Source organism: Microbacterium atlanticum (genome assembly GCF_015277815.1).
Classification (GTDB): domain Bacteria; phylum Actinomycetota; class Actinomycetes; order Actinomycetales; family Microbacteriaceae; genus Microbacterium; species Microbacterium atlanticum.
Genome location: NZ_CP063813.1, coordinates 1,563,666 through 1,583,525, shown reverse-complemented (window position 1 = coordinate 1,583,525; position 19,860 = coordinate 1,563,666). Strand labels below are relative to the sequence as shown.

The 19,860-nt window shown below is 70.1% G+C and carries 17 protein-coding genes; 4 read left to right on the top strand and 13 right to left on the bottom strand.

Going from position 1 to position 19,860, the window contains the following annotated elements; all coding sequences use genetic code 11:
* Positions 1 to 27: 27 nt before the first annotated feature.
* Both mnmA and IR212_RS07065 read right to left on the bottom strand, forming a co-directional pair.
* On the bottom strand, positions 28 to 1,125 hold the full coding sequence (gene mnmA, locus IR212_RS07070) for a tRNA 2-thiouridine(34) synthase MnmA (RefSeq protein WP_194398219.1): 1,098 nt from the start codon (positions 1,123 to 1,125) through the stop codon (positions 28 to 30).
* 9 nt (positions 1,126 to 1,134) lie between these two features.
* Complete coding sequence (locus tag IR212_RS07065) at positions 1,135 to 2,319, bottom strand: cysteine desulfurase family protein (protein ID WP_194398218.1); 1,185 nt, start codon at positions 2,317 to 2,319, stop codon at positions 1,135 to 1,137.
* A gap of 108 nt (positions 2,320 to 2,427) precedes the next feature.
* Here IR212_RS07065 and glgX point away from each other — a divergent pair, with 108 nt between their 5' ends.
* From glgX to glgB, 3 genes are all read left to right on the top strand, one after another.
* On the top strand, positions 2,428 to 4,515 hold the full coding sequence (gene glgX, locus IR212_RS07060) for a glycogen debranching protein GlgX (RefSeq protein ID WP_194398217.1): 2,088 nt from the start codon (positions 2,428 to 2,430) through the stop codon (positions 4,513 to 4,515).
* A 93-nt stretch (positions 4,516 to 4,608) separates the two neighbouring features.
* Positions 4,609 to 6,693, top strand: a complete 2,085-nt coding sequence (locus IR212_RS07055; protein WP_194398216.1) for a maltotransferase domain-containing protein — start codon at positions 4,609 to 4,611, stop codon at positions 6,691 to 6,693.
* On the top strand, positions 6,690 to 8,870 hold the full coding sequence (glgB, locus tag IR212_RS07050) for a 1,4-alpha-glucan branching protein GlgB (protein ID WP_194398215.1): 2,181 nt from the start codon (positions 6,690 to 6,692) through the stop codon (positions 8,868 to 8,870). Before IR212_RS07055 ends, glgB begins: the two co-directional genes overlap by 4 nt.
* 81 nt (positions 8,871 to 8,951) lie before the next feature.
* Here glgB and IR212_RS07045 read toward each other — a convergent pair whose 3' ends face one another.
* Positions 8,952 to 9,890: a tetratricopeptide repeat protein gene (locus IR212_RS07045; RefSeq protein ID WP_194398214.1), complete on the bottom strand. Its 939-nt coding sequence runs from the start codon at positions 9,888 to 9,890 to the stop codon at positions 8,952 to 8,954.
* Positions 9,887 to 11,806: a DUF8094 domain-containing protein gene (locus tag IR212_RS07040; protein WP_228479522.1), complete on the bottom strand. Its 1,920-nt coding sequence runs from the start codon at positions 11,804 to 11,806 to the stop codon at positions 9,887 to 9,889. Before IR212_RS07040 ends, IR212_RS07045 begins: the two co-directional genes overlap by 4 nt.
* A gap of 144 nt (positions 11,807 to 11,950) precedes the next feature.
* On the opposite strand from IR212_RS07040, the gene IR212_RS07035 reads away from it, so the two are divergent.
* Positions 11,951 to 13,018, top strand: coding sequence for an AI-2E family transporter (locus tag IR212_RS07035; RefSeq protein WP_194398213.1), 1,068 nt, complete (start codon positions 11,951 to 11,953; stop codon positions 13,016 to 13,018).
* A 15-nt stretch (positions 13,019 to 13,033) separates the two neighbouring features.
* On the opposite strand, the gene IR212_RS07030 is transcribed toward IR212_RS07035, so the two are convergent.
* The 9 genes from IR212_RS07030 to rpsB form a co-directional block, all read right to left on the bottom strand.
* Positions 13,034 to 13,762 (bottom strand): alpha/beta hydrolase, encoded by a 729-nt coding sequence (locus tag IR212_RS07030; RefSeq protein ID WP_194398212.1) that lies wholly within the window; start codon positions 13,760 to 13,762, stop codon positions 13,034 to 13,036.
* On the bottom strand, positions 13,763 to 14,047 hold the full coding sequence (locus IR212_RS07025) for a hypothetical protein (RefSeq protein WP_194398211.1): 285 nt from the start codon (positions 14,045 to 14,047) through the stop codon (positions 13,763 to 13,765).
* A 3-nt stretch (positions 14,048 to 14,050) separates the two neighbouring features.
* Positions 14,051 to 14,668 carry an aggregation-promoting factor C-terminal-like domain-containing protein gene (locus tag IR212_RS07020; RefSeq protein ID WP_194398210.1) on the bottom strand — a complete coding sequence of 206 codons (618 nt, stop codon included), beginning with the start codon at positions 14,666 to 14,668 and terminating at the stop codon, positions 14,051 to 14,053.
* A gap of 191 nt (positions 14,669 to 14,859) precedes the next feature.
* Positions 14,860 to 15,423 carry a DivIVA domain-containing protein gene (locus IR212_RS07015; protein ID WP_194398209.1) on the bottom strand — a complete coding sequence of 188 codons (564 nt, stop codon included), beginning with the start codon at positions 15,421 to 15,423 and terminating at the stop codon, positions 14,860 to 14,862.
* A complete protein-coding gene (locus tag IR212_RS07010) occupies positions 15,420 to 16,526 on the bottom strand; it encodes a phosphatidate cytidylyltransferase (RefSeq protein WP_194398208.1) in 1,107 nt (368 codons plus the stop codon). Before IR212_RS07010 ends, IR212_RS07015 begins: the two co-directional genes overlap by 4 nt.
* A 9-nt stretch (positions 16,527 to 16,535) precedes the next feature.
* Positions 16,536 to 17,090, bottom strand: coding sequence for a ribosome recycling factor (gene frr / locus IR212_RS07005; protein ID WP_194398207.1), 555 nt, complete (start codon positions 17,088 to 17,090; stop codon positions 16,536 to 16,538).
* A gap of 59 nt (positions 17,091 to 17,149) precedes the next feature.
* Positions 17,150 to 17,869, bottom strand: coding sequence for a UMP kinase (pyrH, locus tag IR212_RS07000; protein WP_194398206.1), 720 nt, complete (start codon positions 17,867 to 17,869; stop codon positions 17,150 to 17,152).
* Between the two features lie 84 nt (positions 17,870 to 17,953).
* Entirely contained in the window at positions 17,954 to 18,781 is an 828-nt protein-coding gene (gene tsf / locus IR212_RS06995; protein ID WP_194398205.1) for a translation elongation factor Ts, read from the bottom strand.
* Between the two features lie 103 nt (positions 18,782 to 18,884).
* Positions 18,885 to 19,799: a 30S ribosomal protein S2 gene (rpsB, locus tag IR212_RS06990; RefSeq protein ID WP_194398204.1), complete on the bottom strand. Its 915-nt coding sequence runs from the start codon at positions 19,797 to 19,799 to the stop codon at positions 18,885 to 18,887.
* Positions 19,800 to 19,860 lie beyond the last annotated feature (61 nt).

Here is a 19,860-nt window from a genome sequence, read left to right as displayed (position 1 = left end):
CGGACACGACGAGGGGCGCGGAGGCGCTCAGGCCTCCACGGGAACGGCGGAGACGGTGCGGTCGATCGTGAACTGCCCGATCACCCGCGTGCCCTCGTAGAGCACGGCAGTCTGCCCGGGGGCGACGCCGTCGAACGGCGTCTCGGGCACGACGCGCAGCACGCCGCCCGCCAGCGTGGCGGTCGCCGGCACAGGATCGGCGTGCGCGCGGATCTGCACCTGGCAGGAGAACCGGCCGACCTGCGGCGCGCGACCGGCCCAGGTGAAGCGCTCCCCCGCGATCTCGGCGGTCGCCAGGGCCTCCTTCGGCCCCACCACGACGGTGTTCGTGACGGGTCGCACCTCCAGCACGAAGCGCGGCTTGCCGTCGGGTGCCGGCACACCGAGCTGCAGGCCGCGGCGCTGACCCACCGTGAACGCGTGGGCACCGCCGTGAGCACCCACCACGGCCCCCGACCTGTCGACGATGTCGCCGCGGGCGGCTCCCACCTTCTCCGCCAGCCAGCCCCGTGTGTCGCCGTCGGGGATGAAGCAGATGTCGTGACTGTCGGGCTTGTGGGCGACGGTGAGCCCGCGCGACTCCGCTTCGGCGCGGACGACGGCCTTGGACGGCGTCGAGCCGAGGGGGAAGTACGTGTGCGCGAGCTGCTGGGCGGTGAGCACACCGAGCACGTACGACTGGTCCTTGGCCGCATCCGACGCGCGATGCAGCTCGAGTCCGTCCGGACCGTCGACCAGGGTGGCGTAGTGGCCGGTGCAGACCGCGTCGAAACCCAGCTCGAGGGCGCGCTCCAGGAGAGCGGCGAACTTGATCCTCTCGTTGCAGCGCATGCACGGATTTGGGGTGCGGCCGGCACGGTACTCGGCGACGAAGTCGTCGATGACGTCGTCGCGGAACCGCTCCGAGAAGTCCCACACGTAGAAGGGGATGCCGAGCCGGTCGGCGGCGCGGCGCGCATCCATCGCGTCCTCGATCGTGCAGCACCCGCGGCTGCCGGTGCGCAGCGTGCCGCCGGCGCGCGACAGCGCCAGATGCACGCCGACCACGTCGTGACCCGCCTCGACGGCGCGCGCGGCCGCGACGGCGGAGTCGACGCCACCGCTCATGGCCGCAAGGATCCGCATGCGCCCAGTCTACGAACCGGACCCTGACCGGTACCCGGACGCCGCGCGGGCTCGCTCGACCGCGTCCGGCACCGCGGCGATCACCGCGTCGACGTCGGCGTCGACGGTGGTGCGGCCCATCGTGAACCGCAGCACCTGGCGGGCCTCGGCGTCCGTGCGTCCCATCGCGCGCACGACGTGGGACGGCTCGGGCACGCCCGCCTGACACGCCGACCCGGTGGAGACCGCGATCCCGGCGACGTCCAGCAGGAACAGCAGCGTCTCCCCGGGTGCGCCGGGGAAGAGCAGGTGCGCATTCCCGGGGATGCGCGCCACCGGGTCGCCCAGCAGCGTCGCATCCGGGATCGCGTCACGGATGCCTCGCACCAGCCGCTCCCGCAGCGTCGCGAGTCGCACCGCCTCCGCTTCGCGCTCGAGCTCGGCGAGCTCGGCGGCGACCGCGAACCCCACTGCCCCCGGGACGTCCGGGGTGCCGGCGCGCAGGCGCCGCTGCTGACCCCCGCCGTGCACGAGCGCCGCGAGCTCGGCGCCGCGGGCGACCACGAGCGCCCCCACCCCGACGGGGCCGCCGATCTTGTGCGCCGAGACGCTGAGGGCTGCCAGGCCGGCCCTGCCGCGGGCGGCGCCTCGCCACGCGCGGAAAGACACCGGAACGTGTCCGAACGCCGCGACGGCGTCGAGGTGCAGCGGGACGTCGGCCCGGAGCGCCGCCTCCGACAGCGACGCGGCGTCGTTCACGGTGCCGGCCTCGTTGTTCGCCACGAGCGCCGTCGCGAGCGCCGCCCCCGGGAGGGCCTGGGCGAACTCGTCCAGCCGGATGCCCGCGTCGGCGTCCACGCCGACATGGCGCACCTGCGCCCCCTGCGTCTCGAGCCACTCGACGGCGTCCAGCGTCGCGTGGTGCTCGGCATCGGGCAGCACCACGGCATCGGCGGTGGACTCTCGTGCCCACCACAGTCCCTTCACGGCCAGATTGACCGCCTCGGTGCCCCCGGAGGTGAACACGACCTCGATCGGGTCGGCGTCCAGCACCGCGGCGAGCCGTTCGCGCGCCTCTTCCAGCAGGCGACGCGCGTGCTGTCCGGCGGCGTGGATAGAGCTCGCGTTGCCGGCGCGCGCCGCCGCGTCGATCCAGGCGTCGCGGGCCTCCGGCCGCAGCGGGGCGGTCGCGGCGTGGTCGAGGTAGATCTCCACACGGACCCCCTCGCGATCGATGTGCGGTGCTGCTGCGCCGCAGTCCCGGCGACGGTGAGACCGAGTCCCGTAACACCGCCGACTCCGACGATGGTTATCGTAGTCGGCATGGCCAGCCCGGAGTCCGTCATCTCGCCTCCCGTCGCGGGACTGCTCGATGCGCGGTTCGACGGGCTCGGCGTGGTGCTGATCCCGGACGGGGGCCGGCTGCGGGTGTGGTCGGACGCCGCCGATGCGGTGGACCTCGTCGTCTTCGATGACCCCGACCTCGACTGGATCACGGCCAGCGAGCCCCTCGCCCCGATCGGCGGAGGGGTCTGGGAGATCACCTCGCCGCTCCTGCGTCCCGGCGTGCGCTACGCGATCCGCGTGGACGGCCCGCAGGGGCCGGGAAACACGTTCAACCGCGGCACGCTGCTGCTCGAGCCCTACACGCGCGGTCTCGTGCGCACGGGTTACGACGGCTGGCGCTCCGCCGTGGTCGACGGTTCATTCGACTGGGCGGGGGCGACCAAGCCGCGGGTTCCGATGGACCGCACGGTGATCTACGAAGGCCATCTCAAAGGCATGTCCAAGCGGCATCCGGACGTTCCCGGCGCGCTGCGCGGAACGTATGCGGGCCTGGCCCACCCCGCGATGGTGCAGCACTTCCTCGACCTCGGGGTGACGAGCATCCAACTCCTGCCCGTGCACGCCTTCACGACCGAGCCCCGCCTCCTTCAGCACGGCCTCACGAACTACTGGGGCTACAACTCCCTCAACTTCTTCACACCCCACGCGGCCTACGCGACCGAGGACGCCCGGCGCCGGGGACCCGACGCGGTGCTGCGGGAGTTCAAGGGGATGGTGAAGCTGCTGCACGAGGCCGGACTCGAGGTCATCCTCGACGTGGTCTACAACCACACCGCCGAGGAAGGACTCGGCGGGCCGCGGTCCAGTTTCCGGGGCATCGACAACCGGGCCTACTACCGGCAGCACCCCGATGGCGCCTACATCGACGTGACCGGGTGCGGCAATTCGCTGAACACGTCGACGGATGCCGCAGCCCGGCTGGTGCTCGATTCGCTGCGGTACTGGGCCGAAGACGTCCAGATCGACGGCTTCCGCTTCGATCTGGCGGCCACGCTCGGCCGCGACGAGGCACACACGTTCACCCCCGACCACGAGCTCTTGCGCGCCATCATCGACGATCCCGCCCTCGAGGGGGTCAAGAAGATCGCCGAGCCGTGGGACGTCGGCATGGGCGGCTGGCAGACCGGCAACTTCGGGGAAGGCTGGACCGAGTGGAACGACCGCTACCGCGATCGGGTCCGCAACTTCTGGCTCAGCGATGTCGACTACGCCCGTCGCGCGTCGACCTCGCCCGTCGGCGTCGGCGGCTTCGCCACGCGGCTCGCCGGATCCGCGAACACCTTCACGCAGGAGCGCGGCCCGCTCGCCGGCGTCAACTTCGTCACCGCGCACGACGGCTTCACGCTTCGCGACCTGGTCTCGTACGACGTCAAGCACAATCACGGCAACGGCGAGCAGAACCGGGACGGCGCCGACACCAATCGGTCCTTCAACCACGGCGCCGAGGGCCCGACCGACGACGAGGGCATCCTCGCCACGCGCCGCAAGGCCATGCGGAACCTGCTGGGCACGCTGCTGCTGTCCGCCGGGGTGCCGATGCTGACCGCGGGCGACGAGTTCGCACGCACCCAGCGTGGCAACAACAACGCCTACTGCCACGACTCGATGCTGACCTGGCTGTCGTGGGAGCACGCGCCGTGGCAGCGCGACCTCTACACACACGTGCGTCATCTGCTTCGCCTGCGCCGGGACAATCCCGCGCTGCGCCCGAGCAGGTTCGCACGACTCGGCGAGCACACGCCGTCGGCATCCGTCATGGAGTGGTACGACGAGCACGGCCGGACGATGTCGGGCGAGCGGTGGACCGATCCTGCCCACCGGACGCTGCAGTACGTCGCAGCCTCCACTCCCGAATTCGAGGGCTTCAACCGCGTGCTGCTCATCGTGCACGGCACGGAACGGCCGATCGATGTGACGTTGCCCGACGTGGAGGGCGTGACGCGGTTCGTCCCGCTGTGGTCCAGCGCCGACGAGGTTCCCTCGACCGGCGACGGGGCCGCATGCGTGCCCGGCGAGATCGTCCGCCTCCCCGGCACGTCGATGCGCCTCTTCCGCGCCGAATAGGGGGCGCGACGCGCCCCGGGGCGCACGCTACCGCATCGGTGGCCCTGCGTCACGCCGCTGTGCGGTTCGACAGGGGCGCGATAGGTTCGAGGCGTGGTCACGTCGACGCGTTCAGCGCTCTCCCGTCCCTGGCGGAGCGCCGCAGCCCTCCCCGTCCGCGATGCCGCCGCCCGGCAGCCCGAGCTCGACACGGCAGCTCGCCGCGTCCCCCTCGCCAAGCCGTCTCCCGCGGTGCCGTGGGGCGACTACCGGCCGAAGGCGTTCGTGGGCGAGGTCGTCCCGTTCGTCGTGACGTCGTTCCGCGAGGGACACGACCGCATCGGCGTTCAGCTGCGGCTGTTCTCGCCCTCGGGTGACGAGTCCCTGCATCGCCTCGATCCCCTCGAAGACGGATTCGACCGGTGGCGGACGGAGGTCGCGCTGCTGGAGCAGGGCGTCTGGCGCTTCCGGTTCGAGTCGTTCGGCGACGAGTTCGCCACGTGGGAGCACGCCGCCGCCCTCAAGATCGCCGCCGGGGTGGATGCGGCGCTCATGCGCGAGATCGGGGCGCTCCTGTTCGACCGTGCGCGCGCCGAGAAGGACCGCCCGGCGGCGGAGCGGAAGGCGCTGGCGACGGCTGCCGCGTCGCTCCGTGACGCCGGCGTCGACGACGCCGGCGCGCTGGAGATCGTGACCGACGCCACCATCGCCGGCTTCTTCCGTCAACGCCCCGTCATGTCGCTCGTCACGCTCGGGGACGACTTGGAACTCCTCGTGGAGCGCGAGCGTGCCGGAGTGGGCGCGTGGTACGAGTTCTTCCCGCGCTCGGAGGGCGCGCGCCGGCTCAAGGACGGCACCGTCAAGAGCGGCACGTTCCGCACTGCCGCCAAGCGGCTCCCGGGCGTCGCGGCCATGGGGTTCGAGGTGCTCTACCTGCCGCCCATCCATCCCATCGGCACGCTCAACCGCAAGGGACCGAACAACACCCTCGACGCGGGCCCGCAGGATCCCGGTTCCCCGTGGGCGATCGGGTCGGCCGCCGGCGGTCACGACACCGTCCACCCCGACCTCGGAGGGCTTGCGGACTTCCGGGCGTTCGTCCGTGCGGCGAAGGCCGAGGGGCTGGAAGTAGCGCTCGACCTCGCCCTGCAGGCCGCCCCGGATCATCCGTGGGTCGCCGAGCACCCGGAGTGGTTCACGACCCTTCCGGACGGCTCGATCGCGTACGCCGAGAACCCGCCCAAGAAGTACCAGGACATCTATCCCGTCAACTTCGACAACGACCCGGCCGGGATCCGTGCCGAGGTGCTGCGCGTCGTGCGGCACTGGATCGCCCAGGGCGTGCGCATCTTCCGCGTCGACAACCCGCACACCAAGCCCCTGCAGTTCTGGGAGTGGCTCATCCGCACGGTGAACGCCGAGGAGCCGGACGTCGTCTTCCTCGCCGAGGCGTTCACCCGTCCCGCACCGCTGCAGAGTCTCGCCTCCGCGGGCTTCCAGCAGAGCTACACGTACTTCACGTGGCGCAACACCAAGGCGGAACTGGAAGAGTTCCTGTCGCAGCTCGCGCACGAGACGGCCGACTTCCTCCGCCCGAACCTGTTCGTCAACACGCCGGACATCCTGACCGAGTACCTGCAGTACGGCGGGCGCCCGGCGTACCGCATCCGCGCCGCAATCGCCGCGACGGCGGCGCCGACGTACGGCGTGTACGCGGGCTACGAACTCTACGAGAACGTCGCGCGCCCGGGTTCGGAAGAGAACATCGACAACGAGAAGTACGAGTACAAGTTCCGCGACTGGGCTGGCGCCGTAGAGCGCGGCGACTCACTGGCACCGTTCCTCACCAGGCTCAACGAGATCCGCCGCGCCCACCCCGCGCTGCGGCAGCTGCGCAACCTGAGCGTCCACTGGAGCGACGACGATGCGATCCTCGTCTACGCCAAGCACCTCGACGCGGCCGTGTCGCCCGATGGACGCAGCGACACCGTCATCGTCGTCGTCAACACCGACCCGCACTCCGTCCGGCAGACGATGGTCCACCTGGACACGCGCGTGTGGGGCGTGGAGCCGGGCACGCCGTTCGAGGTCGAGGATCTCCTCACCGGAGCCAGGTGGACGTGGTCTGATCACAACTACGTGATGCTCGACGCGTTCACCGAGCCGGTCCACATCCTCCATGTGAAGGAGTCCCGATGATGTTCTCCGACGAGATCCTCGACACCGTCGCCACCGGCTCGTATCACGACCCGCACGCGGTGCTCGGCATCCATCCCGACACCGATGCGGAGGGAGCGAAGACCTGGGTCGTCCGAGCACGACGACCGCTGGCGCGCAGCGTCACGGCCTCGTTCGCGGACGGCACTCGCGTGCCTCTCGAGCACGTCCGTGCGGGCATCTGGGAGGGGACGCGCTCCGGCGGCGCCGCCGGGCGGTACGAGCTCGTCGCCGCGTACGAGGACGGTCCCGACTTCGTCAGCGAGGATCCCTACCGGCACTCCCCGACGATCGGCGAGCTCGATCTGCACCTGATCCGCGAGGGCCGCCACGAAGAGCTGTGGCGGGTTCTGGGCGCGCACGAGCGCGATCACGAGGGGTCCTCCGGCACGGCGTTCACCGTGTGGGCGCCCAACGCGCGCGCCGTCCGGGTGGTCGGCGACTTCAACGGCTGGGACGGCCAGGGACACGCCATGCGCTCGATGGGCGGCAGCGGCGTGTGGGAGCTCTTCCTCCCCGGCATCGGCGCGGGCACGTCCTACAAGTTCGAGCTGCTCGGACGCAACGGGCACTGGGCGCAGAAGGCCGACCCCATGGCGCAGTTCGCGGAGGTGCCGCCGGCGACCGCGTCCGTGGTCGTCCGCTCGTCGTACACGTGGGGCGACGGGGACTGGCTGGCCCAGCGGGCCAAGTCCACCCCGGTGTCGCGGCCCATGTCGGTCTACGAGCTGCACTTCGGCTCCTGGCGTCAGGGGCTGTCCTACCGGGATGCCGCGGACCAGCTGATCGATTACGTCAGCGGCCAGGGATTCACGCACATCGAATTCCTTCCCCTGGCCGAGCATCCGTTCGGCGGATCCTGGGGCTATCAGGTGACCGGCTACTACGCCCCGACCAGTCGCTACGGCCACCCGGACGACCTCCGCTACCTCATCGACCGGCTGCACCAGGCCGGTATCGGGGTGATCATGGACTGGGTCCCCGGTCACTTCCCGAAGGATGCCTTCGCCCTGGCCCGCTTCGACGGCGAGGCGCTGTACGAGCACCCGGACCCGCGGCGCGGGGAGCACCGGGACTGGGGCACCTACATCTTCGACTACGGCCGCAACGAGGTGCGGAACTTCCTCGTCGCCAACGCGCTGTACTGGTTCGAGGAATTCCACGTCGACGGCCTCCGCGTGGACGCGGTCGCCTCCATGCTCTACCTCGACTATTCGCGCAACGAGGGCGAGTGGGCGCCGAACGTCCACGGCGGCCGCGAGAACCTCGAGGCCATCCGCTTCCTCCAGGAAGTCAACGCCACCGCGTACAAGCGCTACCCCGGCATCGCGATGATCGCCGAGGAGTCCACCAGCTTCCCGGGCGTCACCGCTCCCACCGGCCACGCCGGGCTGGGCTTCGGGTTCAAGTGGAACATGGGCTGGATGAACGACTCCCTGCAGTACATCAAGCGCGATCCGCTGTACCGCTCGCACCACGAAGGCGAGATGTCGTTCTCGTTCGTCTATGCCTTCAGCGAGAACTACGTCCTGCCCATCAGCCACGACGAGGTCGTGCACGGCAAGGGCAGCCTCTTCGGACGGATGCCGGGCGATCACTGGCAGCAGCTGGCGAACATGCGAGCCTTCCTGGCCTACATGTGGGGCCACCCCGGCAAGCAGCTGCTGTTCATGGGGCAGGAGTTCGGCCAGCTGTCGGAGTGGTCCGAGGGCCGATCGCTGGACTGGTGGCTCCTCGACCAGCCGGCGCATGCGCAGCTGCAGCACTTCGTCGGCACCCTGAACCAGGTCTATCGCGACCAATCGGCACTCTGGGCACGCGACAGCGACGGCGCGGCGTTCACCCGACTGGGTGGACCGCACTGGAACTCCAATGTCATCGCGTTCGCCCGGCGGGACTGGCACGGCAACACCGTCGTCGTGATCGCGAACTTCTCCGGCTCCACGATCGGCTCGTACGAGCTGGATCTTCCCGAGGCGGGGGTCTGGCACGAGATCCTCAACACGGATGCCCAGGCCTACGGCGGCTCGGGGGTCGGCAATCTCGGTGTCGTGCACGCGGGCGCCGGCGGACGCGCGTCCCTGGTGCTGCCGCCGCTGGGCGTCCTGTGGCTGCGCCACGGCACGCCGGCGCACATCCCCTCACCGACGCAGGGTTGATCGGCCGCGCGGCGTACCGCGTCGCGTGGCCGGCCGCCGGGTGTGACGGCGCCGTCGGGGTCAGCGGGTGTCGTGCGCCGTTCAGAAGAGCAGCGACGCGAGCCGGCTGCGCGCGGCGATCACACGGGGGTCGGCGTCACCGACGAGCCCGAACAGTTCGAGAAGCCGTTCGCGCACCGGAGTGCGCTCCTCTGAGGGGAGCTGCGCGAAGAGATCGAGCAGCCGCCCGAAGGCATCCTCGACATGCCCGCCCGCGACATCGAGGTCGGCCACCGCGAGCTGCGCGGCGACGTCCGTCGGAGCGGCGGCCGCAGCTGCGCGGGCAGCCTGCAGGTCGAGGCCCTGCACACGGTCGAGCAGCCGCACCTGGCTGAGGCCGGCGCGCGCCTCGGCGTCCCGCGGGTTCTCGGCGAGAGCCTTCTCGTACGCGGCGATGGCGCGAGGATAGTCGCCAGCCTCGATCGCATCGAACGCCTCGGCGTGCAGCGGGGGCAGCGGCGGCTCGGCGGGAGAGTCATCGACGGCTTCCCCGTCGACCGAGACGGTTCCCGTCACGCCGTTCTGCGCGGCCAGCTGCAAGAGCTGGGCGAACACTTCGCGCACCTGCTGCTCGGGCACCGCACCGGTGAACAGCGGCACCGGCTGACCGGCGACGAGGGCGACGACCATGGGGATGGACTGGGCCCGGAACGCCTGGGACAGCTGGGGATTCGCGTCGACGTCGACCTTCGCCAGCACCACACGGCCGCCGAGTTCTCTCACGACCCGCTCCAGCACCGGGCTCAGCTGCTTGCACGGTCCACACCACTCCGCCCAGAGGTCGACCACGATGGGGACCGTCCGTGAGAGCTCGAGCACCTGCGGGAACGACTCGTCGGTCACGTCGAGCACGAGAGACGGGACGGCGACGGCGCCGGCAGGCGCCTGCTCCTCACCCGAAGCAGCGGGTGCGGGGCGATTGCGCAGGGCGGAGAGGTCGACGGCACCGCGAACCGCGGCACCCAGGCTGGGATCGGTCACGAGAGAACCTTCGCATCGAGGATGTCGGAAGAGTAGCCCAGGAGCCGGATCTTCTCGGTGGACCCGGGACCGGGCACGTAGAAGAACACCTGGTCGCTGAAGGTGGTGGCGAAGCCGGTCGCGGACTGGTCGACGCCGGCCAGTGACTTGACCGTGAGGTTGCCGTCGACCTTGATGACGGCATCCGCGTTCGTCGGCTTCACGGTGTCGATCTCATTCACGTTGACCGCCACGATCGCGCCGCTCTCGACGGTCTGCAGCGCGAACGGCGCCTGCGCACCCGGAGCCGAGCTGAACTCGAGGCTTCCGGTCGACGACGCGGTCTTGTTGAACTCGTCGAGGCGGCGCTGACGGTCGGCGGTGATGCTCGCCCGAAGCTGATCCCCTTCGACCTCGAAGTAGTCGTAGTACTCGCTGTCCTCGCCCTTGTTGATCACATCCGAGTACGCCGCGGCGACCTGGTCGGGAGGCAGCAGCAGGAAGGGCGAGTCCGGCTCCACCTGTGGCGCGCCGATGTAGGCCGGCGCGAGGTCGGGCAGCGTCGTCGAGGCCTCGAGGCTCGCGATGTACGAGAGCTTGTAGTCCGCCCAGGCGTCCCGCTGCGTCATGACCATGATGCTCGAGGTCTTCGACTGCTCGTCGTCGGCCACGGCGATGACCGAGCGGGGCCAGCCGTCGTATGCCTGCGGCAGGATGATCTCCAGCGGCTTGGCGAGGATCGGAGCAGGGGCCGCGTAGTCGGCGATCGCCGCGCGCAGCTTGTAGTTGGTGTCGCGTGCGGCCAGGGCCGCCCCCTCCAGCCGGGTCTCGGCCAGGTCGCCGTCCATCGCGGCGTCCGCATCGGCGACGGTCGCCGCGATTCGGGTGAGGATGCGCTCCGCCTGGGCCTTGGTCACCGCCGGCGCCTGCTGGCCGTCGGGGGCGATGACCGTGGTCGTGGGGGACGGTGTCGGCGACGGACCCAGCTGCGGCCAGGCGTCTGCGGAGCAGCCGCTGAAGAGCAGCGCGGAGACGGCGACGACGGGCACGACCGCGAAGGCTCGACGACCGCTGGAGACGGCACGACGCGTCGGCGTCTGACTGCTGATGACGCCCTTGCCGTCGGGGTCGTCGATCGCGATGTCGATGGGCTCGGTCACCGGAAGGGGCAGCCCCTTGCGACGGGGACCGCGCTTGCGACGCGCATGACGGATGCCGAGGATGTACAGGAAAACGCCCACGGCCATGAGGATCCCGCCGAGCACGATGAGGGGTCCTGCCCACGGGGTGGAGGTCTGCAGCGGCCACGTCACGGTCACGCGATCGGGCGCGGGGCTCGTGCCGTCGGCCGCAACGAGCACGCTCATCCCCTCGGGAAGCTGCAGGGGCGCGATCAGCAGGTCGCTGTGCTGGTACTCGTCGAGCCACAGGTCGGATCCGATGGGGCTGCGTCCCGCCGTCGCGGTCTCGTCGCCGGACGCGGTCTCGTCAGCGGGCTCTGCGGCGACCACATCGGCGGCTTCCGCGGCGGCTTCGTCGCCCGGCGAATCGGTTGGCGCGTCATCGGTGGTGGCGGCATCCGGGTCCGGCTCGACGAGCGCGGACTCCACGACACCATCGCCGCCCATCGTGACGTGGGTGTACTCGGTGTCGGAGAGCCATGCCTGCATGTCGGCGGTGCGGCCATAGGACGCGAAGAGGTCGCCCTCGCCCTGCGCGCGCAGCGTCTGGGTTCCGGGCAGCTGGGTGAGCACCGCGCCGTCGATGAGCAGATACGGCGCCTCCTCCTCGACCGTGATCGCGACCGTCTCGGTCCGGGGTCCCTGGAAGATCGTCCGCTGGGCGATGCCCGCCCCGATCATCACGGTGGCGAGCACGAAGGCCACCACGGCCCACACGAAACGCACGAAGAACACCTTTCCGGGGCGCGCAGACACTCCGCACCCTTCGATTCGACATTTCAGACTAGCGAACGCGACCTGTGAGCCGCGTGGGAGGCGCCATTGCCGGGTGGGCGCGCCGCTGGTGCGTATCCTTAGCGGACTGGTGCATCGGCGGGTCGTCGATGGGAGGGGATCTCGATGAAGCTGCACAACCCGTTCCGCACCGCCCTGCTCGCAACGCTCGGCGTCGGCCTCGGGCTGCTCCTCATCGGCAGCATCCAGAACCTCCAGACGATCCTGCTCTACGTCGGCACCGCGCTCTTCCTCTCGCTCGGCCTGGACCCGATCGTGGAGTGGCTTGAACGGCGCAAGCTGCCGCGCTGGGCTGCCGTCCTGATCACGATCCTCGGCGTGCTCGCCGCCTTCGCAGGGATCATCCTCATGGTCGTGCCGATCATCGTGCAGCAGATCGGCCAGCTCGTCGCCGCGCTGCAGGAGCTCGCCGAGGACGGCGCGTTCGACGATCCCGTCGGCGCGATCCAGGACTGGCTGCATACGGTCTTCCCCGCGCTGAACGTCGACGAGCTGTGGACCTACATCGAGGACTGGTACGCCTCCCTGGACGTCGGCGCGATCGGCTCAGAAGTGGGCAGCAGCATCATCGCGATCGTCGGCGCCCTCATCGCGGGCTTCGCCGGCGCGTTCATCGTGCTCATCCTGACCATCTACTTCACCGCCTCGACGCCGAACCTGAAGCGGGCGGTCTACCAGCTGGTCCCGGCGTCCAAGCGCGCGCGCTTCATGGATCTGGGCGAGCAGATCACCGATTCGGTCGGCTACTACGTCATCGGCCAGGTCGCGCTCGGCGTCATCAACGGCGTGCTGAGCGCCGTGTTCCTCTCGATCATCAATGCGCCGTTCCCCGCGGTCCTCGCCGTGATCGCCTTCTTCTTCTCACTCATCCCGCTCGTCGGCACCCTGACCGGCTCCACGATCATCGTGCTGACCTGCCTGGTGGTGGGCTCCCCCGCCACGGCGTTGATCGCGGCCATCTACTACCTGATCTACATGCAGATCGAGGCGTACGTGATCGCGCCCCGCATCATGGGCCGCGCGGTGTCGGTGCCCGGGGCGGTCGTCGTCATCGCCGCCCTCGCCGGCGGGTCGCTGCTGGGGCTCCTCGGGGCGCTCGTCGCCATCCCCGTGGCCGCCAGCATCCTCATCATCTACCGCCAGGTCGTCATTCCGCGCCAGAACGAGCGGTGACGTCCGGCGGGCCGGTCAGGCATCGGCGACGATCGGACCGTCCCAGTCGGTGGCCAGCGGCAGGGCGTCGGGATTGACCGCCGCGACGATCTCGGTCAGCACGCGGCGGGTCTGGTTCTCCCCCACCCACAGGTGCTTGCCGCCCTCGACCGGAATGAGGACGGCGTCGGAAACGCTGCCGAAGCGCTGGGCGGCGGCATCCGGTCGCAGGTAATCGTCGAACTCGGGCACCAGCACGATCAGGCGCCTCTCATCACCGGACCACGCGGCCACGTCGGCGTCGGTTGCGCGATGAAGCGGCGGGGAGAGCAGCACGGCGCCCTCGATCTCATGGTCGCGGCCGTACTTCAGGGCGAGCTCCGTCCCGAACGACCAGCCCACCAGCCACGGCCGCGGCAGTCCCCGGGTGTGGACGAAGTCCATGGCCGCGGCGACGTCGAAGGCCTCCGCCCGTCCGCCGTCGAACGCGCCGTCGCTCGTACCCCTCGGCGACGTCGTCCCGCGGGTGTTGAAGCGCAGCACGGCGAGGTCGGCGAGAGCCGGGAGGCGTCCGGCCGCCTTCCGCAGGATGTGCGAGTCCATGAAGCCGCCCGCGGTGGGAAGCGGATGCAGCGTCACCAGCGTCGCGACCGGGTCGCGAGTCTCAGGAAGTGCCAGCTCACCGACGAGCGTCAGGCCGTCGAGCGTCTCGAGCTCGATCTCCTCCCGACGCGCGGGCAGCAGCACCGGTCCGCGGATCTCCATTCACGTCACCTTCCAGCAATGCTGATGCCAGTGCCGGCGCGCGGCGAGATCGGCCGCATCCCCGAGCACACCGTCCGCGCGCCACGTCACCAGGTGGGCCACCCCGACGTCGATCTGCCCGCCGCACCCCGGGCATGTGTACGCCTTCTGCGCCTGTGCCGGCGTGACCGGCTGCACCGTCCACTCGACGCCGCGCCGCACCTCCGTGCGCTTCCAGCCCGCCAGCAAGCGCTCGAACGAGGGGTCGCCGCCCGGATCCTGCCGACGGCGGTTCGACCGCGGCACGGCTCAGTACCAGCCCGTGCGCTGAGAGTGGCCCCAGGCCCCGCACGGCGTGCCGTACCGGCCGCCGATGTAGCCCAGACCCCACGTGATCTGCGTGGCGGGGTTGGTCTCCCAGTCGGCGCCCGCCGTGGCCATCTTGCTTCCGGGCAGGGACTGCGGGATGCCGTATGCGCCGCTGCTGGCGTTGTACGCGTTGACCCGCCAGCCGGACTCCTTGTTCCACAGCGCGACAAGACACGCGAATTGGTCGTCGCCCCACCCACGCCCGAGCACCATGTCGTATGCGATGGCCTGCGCCGTTCCCGGGTCGGGGGTGACGAACGGAGGACGCCATCCCGGTCCCGACGCCGAGCGAGACGAGGCCGCAGTCCCGGTCGCCGTCGGTGTGGGCGTCGGCTTGGGCTTGACATAGACGGTGTAGTTGCCGCGCTCGAGCGCCGCCGGCTCGGCCACGGGCGCCTCATCCGCCTCGAGGCGCTGCACGTCTCCGAGTCCGCTGGCGTACAGCGAGACGGTCGAGTCGTCGTCCTGGACGCTGGCCTGCGCGAGCGCGAAGCCGGTGGGACCGATGTAGGCGACGACGAATCCGAGCACCGCGAACGCTGAGAACGCTCCGAGCACCCCGCGTCGCCGCGACCAGCGCGGTTGCGGAGAAGTCGTGCGACGCTGCCGCGCGGCGGGCGTCCGGATGTCCGAAGACAGCTCCTGACGAGGGGCGCGCCGAGTCGGGTGCAGCTCGTTTCCGGAAGTCACAGTGCCCCGATTCTCGCACACGCGCACGGAGCGATGCCATCCGCGGGACCGGAGCGGCGTCACTTGACGGCGAGCATCACCTCGACGACCGCGTCGAGCACCGCATCCACCTGCGTCTCGCGGTAGCCGCCGCGCTGCATCCGGAACGCGACCGACCGCACCTGCTCGACGGTCACGGACTCGCCCGTCTCGAGGTAGCGGGCCAGCTTGTCGGCCACGAGGTCCACTTCCGACACACGGTAGCCGTACCGCAGCCGAGAGACGCGGTCGAAGCGGTGCTGCGCCGGACGCGACAGACGATCCAAGACCTCCTGGGCGAGCTCCCGCGTCTGTCCCACCCACGCCCGCGCGCCCGCTTCGGCGACGGCCGCCGAGCGTTCCCGGGCGGCGAAGGCGTCCTCGATCCGCCCGAGAGCGGCGTCCACCGAGGCGATCGCGTAGCCGTGTCGCACCAGCGGGAAGGCGGCCCGGCGGATGTCGGCCGAGGTCAGGTCGTCGCTGCCGTCCTCGAAGGCGGCGCGGGCGCGCGCGAGGAAGTCGTCGACCGGCTGCTTGTCGTAGCCCTTCTCGCGCCCGTGCGCTTCGGGAAAGGACGTCCGCGCACTCGTGTCGGGTGTCGTCATGATGCCACCAGCGGGGTGAAGACGTAGTAGAGGCCGAGAGCGGCGACCACCGAGAGGAGGATCGAATCGAGTCGGTCCAGGACGCCCCCGTGCCCGGGGAGCCAGGAGCTCATGTCCTTGATGCCGAGGTCCCGCTTGACCATCGATTCGCCGAGGTCGCCGATCGTGGCGGTCACCAGGAGCAGGATCCCGAACACCACACCCATCCACCAGTCGATCCCGAGGAGGAACATGCCGGTGAGGACACCCGCGATGACGGCCGCAGTCGCCGCGCCGGCGAAGCCCTCCCAGGTCTTCTTGGGACTGATGCGGGGCGCCATCGGGTGCTTGCCCATCGTGATGCCGGCCACATACGCGCCGGTATCGGCGGCGACGGTCACGATGATGAAGGAGAGCACCCAGAGCTCGCCGCGCTCCTGGCTCAGCAGCACGACGCACAGGCTCCCGAGGAACGCGACGTACAGCTGCAGCAGCGAGGCGATCAGGACGTCGCCGAGGACGGCGTCGTACGCGCGGTCGTCGTGCGCGGCCATCTGCGCGACGAGCCGCCAGACGACGACGAAGGCCAGCGCGGCGAACAGGAGGACCCAGAGCGACCACGGGTCGACGAAGTAGGCCGACAAGACGACGATCGTGGTCGCGATGAGCTGCGGGACGACGTCGACGCGTCGCCCGCTGACCACGAGTGCGCGGGAGAACTCGAACACCGCCAGGAGCGCCGCGCCGAGCGCGAAGCCGATGAAGGCCCACTTGACGAAGAGGAGCGATGCGATCAGCACGGCGCCGATCGCCAGCCCGATCAGGGTCGCGACGATGAGATCGCGGCCGGTCCGCTCCTTGATGCGCTCGTTGGCCACCTCGAAGTCCGCCCGGGCGCGCTCGACCTGGCTCTCCAGCTCGCTGCGCGCAGCACGCAGGTGAGCCTGCAGCGCGGGCTGGTGCGCGTCGTGGAGGTGCCCAGCCTCCGGCGCGCGTCGCACCTCGGTGGTGCGCTGAGCCTCAGGCGCGCGCTGAGCCTCGGCGGCCCGGCGGAGCTCTTCGGCTTCCCGCCGCGTCAGCGGCGCAGCCGGCTCACCGGCGAGCGGATCGGACGGGTCGGTCATGCGCGGGGCTCAGACCTCGAGCAGCTCTGCCTCTTTGCGCTTGAGCGCCTCGTCGATCTCGTCGACGTGCGAGCGCGTGAGCGCATCGAGCTCCTTCTCACCGCGCGCGAGCTCGTCCTCGCCGACCTCGCCCTTGAGCGAGTCGATGTCGTCCTTCGACTTGCGACGGATGCCGCGCACGTGCACCTTGGCATCCTCACCCTTGCTGCGCACGAGCTTGACGTACTCCTTGCGCCGCTCCTCGGTGAGCTCGGGCATCGTGACCCGGACGAGATTACCGTCGTTCGTGGGGTTGACGCCGAGGTTCGGGATGTCGCGGATGGCCTGCTCGATGGCCTTCAGCGCCGACTTGTCGTACGGGGTGACCAGCAGCGTGCGCGCCTCGGGGTTGTTGATGGAGGCGAGCTGAGCGAGGGGGGTGGGGCTGCCGTAGTAGTCGACGAGCACCTTCTGGAACAGCTGCGGGTTCGCACGTCCGGTGCGCACCGTCGCGAAGTCCTCCTTCGCAGCCTCGACGGCGCGGTCCATGCGCGCTCGGGCATCGGCCAAGACGTCCGCGATCACAGTGTCTCCTTCGCGTAGATGGGGCTCGTCAAGTGTATCGGCGGAGGGGTCTGTGACCGTCAGGCCGTGACGAGCGTTCCGATGGATTCGCCCAGCAGAGCTCGCGTGACGTTCCCGGCGGGCTCCATCCCGAACACGCGCATGTCCATCTTGTTGTCCATGCACAGGCTGAACGCCGTCGAGTCGACGACCCTGAGGCCCCGCTGCAGGGCGTCGAGATACGTGATGCGGTCGATACGGGTGGCCGAGGAATCCTTCTTCGGATCCGCCGTGTAGACCCCGTCGACGCCGTTCTTGGCGACCAGCACCTCCTGCGCGTCGATCTCGAGGGCGCGCTGGGCGGCGACGGTGTCGGTGGAGAAGTAGGGCAGGCCGGCACCGGCGCCGAAGATGACGACGCGGCCCTTCTCCATGTGCCGCTCGGCGCGTCGCGGGATGTACGGCTCGGCGACCTGCGTCATGGAGATGGCCGACTGCACCCGGGTCGCCGCGCCCGCCTGCTCAAGGAAGTCCTGCAGCGCGAGGGCGTTCATCACCGTGCCCAGCATGCCCATGTAGTCGGCACGGCCGCGGTCCATGCCGCGCTGGCTCAGCTCGGCGCCGCGGAAGAAGTTCCCGCCGCCGACCACGACGGCGATCTCGACGCGGTCGACCGCCGCGGCGATCTCCTGCGCCATCTGGCTGACCACATCGGGGTTGACCCCGAGCTGTCCCCCGCCGAACGCCTCGCCGGAGAGCTTCAGAAGGACGCGGCGGCGCCCGGTGTTCTCGTTGATCACTGTGGTCCTCTCGTCACCCACAAACTACCCAAGGGCATGAGAAAAGGCCCGCACCGGATCGCCGGTGCGGGCCCTCTCACGATGTCAGGCGCCGACCTTGTAGCGGGCGAAGCCCGTGAGGGTCAGCCCGGCGTCCTTCGCGACCTGCGCGACCGACAGCTTGTTGTCCTTGGCGTAGTCCTGGTCCAGCAGCGAGACCTGCTTGAAGAACGCATTGACGCGGCCCTCGACGATCTTCGGCAGCGCGGCCTCCGGCTTGCCCTCGTTGCGGGAGATCTCGGTGACGATCTCGCGCTCCTTGTCGACCTCGGCCTCGGGAACCTCGTCACGCGACAGGTACGTCGGGTTCGCGAACGAGATGTGCTGGGCAAGGCTGCGGGCCGTCTCCGCGTCGTCGCCCGAGTAGGCCAGCACGACGCCCACCTGCGGCGGGAGGTCCTTGCTGGTCTTGTGGAGGTAGATCTCGAACTTGTCGCCCGAGAGCGTGTTCACGCGACGCAGCTCGACCTTCTCGCCGATGATGGCGGCCTCGTCGGAGATGAGCTCGGCGACCGTCTGGCTGCCGGCTGGCGCGGCGAGAGCCGCCTCGGCCGAGTCGGCGTGCGCGGCGGTGGCGGCGTCGAGGACCTTCTCCGCCAGCGCGATGAAGCGGTCGTTCTTGGCGACGAAGTCGGTCTCGGTGTTGAGCTCGATGATCGTGACCTGACCGTCGACCTCCTTCGCCGCGACGAGGCCCTCGCTCGTGGAGCGGTCGGCGCGCTTGGCGTTGCCCTTCGCGCCCTTGAGGCGCAGGATCTCGACGGCCTTCTCGAGGTCGCCGTCGGCCTCCTCGAGCGCCTTCTTCGTGTCGACCATGCCCGTGCCCAGCTGCTCGCGCAGCGTCTTGATGTCGGCGATCGTGAAGTTTGCCATGGGTGGCGGCTCCTTGATGTGTGTGACTTCTCGTGGATGCCTCGGCGGGACCGTCCGGCGTGCGGCCGGGCGGTCCCGCCGAGGCGGAGTGCGTGTGCGAGCCTTACTCGGCGGCGGTGGCCTCAGCGGTCTGGGGCGCCTCAGCCGTCTCGAGCGTCTCGGCGGTCTCGGCGACCTGGGCTGCCTCCGCGCCGGCCTCGTCGGCCGCCGACTCGGTCGCTGCCGTCTCGACGGCGGCGACCTCGGTCTCGACGGGCGTGCCCTGCTCGAGCAGCTCGCGCTCCCAGTCGGCCAGTGGCTCGGCATCGGCTGCCTCGTCACTCGGCTGGTGGCGCTGGATCAGGCCCTCGGCGGCTGCGTCGGCGATGATGCGGGTGAGCAGGCCCACCGAGCGGATCGCGTCGTCGTTGCCCGGGATGGGGTACTGGAACTCGTCGGGGTCGGCGTTGGTGTCGAGGATGCCGATCACCGGGATGCCGAGCTTCGAGGCCTCGTCGATGGCGAGGTGCTCGCGCTTGGCGTCGACGACCCAGATGGCCGAGGGCGTCTTCTGCAGGTTGCGGATGCCGCCGAGCGACTTGTGCAGCTTGTCGAGCTCGCGCTTCTTGAGGAGGAGCTCCTTCTTGGTGAAGCCGCTCGCAGCCGGGTCGTCGAAGTCGAGCTCTTCCAGCTCCTTCATGCGCGCGAGGCGCTTGGAGACGGTCGCGAAGTTGGTGAGCAGACCGCCGAGCCACCGCTGGTTGACGTACGGCTGACCCACGCGGGTCGCCTGCTCGGCGATGACTTCCTGCGCCTGCTTCTTGGTGCCGACGAAGAGGATGGTGCCGCCGTGCGCGACGGTCTCCTTGACGAACTCGTACGCCTTGTCGATGTAGGTCAGCGACTGCTGAAGGTCGATGATGTGGATGCCGCTGCGCTCCGTGAGGATGAAGCGCTTGACCTTCGGGTTCCACCGGCGGGTCTGGTGTCCGAAGTGGACGCCGCTGTCGAGCAGCTGGCGAATGGTGACGACGGCCATGGCCGTTCTCCTGTTCCGGCGCTGGTGCGCCTGCTTGCGGTTGTTCTGTCGCCGGCTGGTG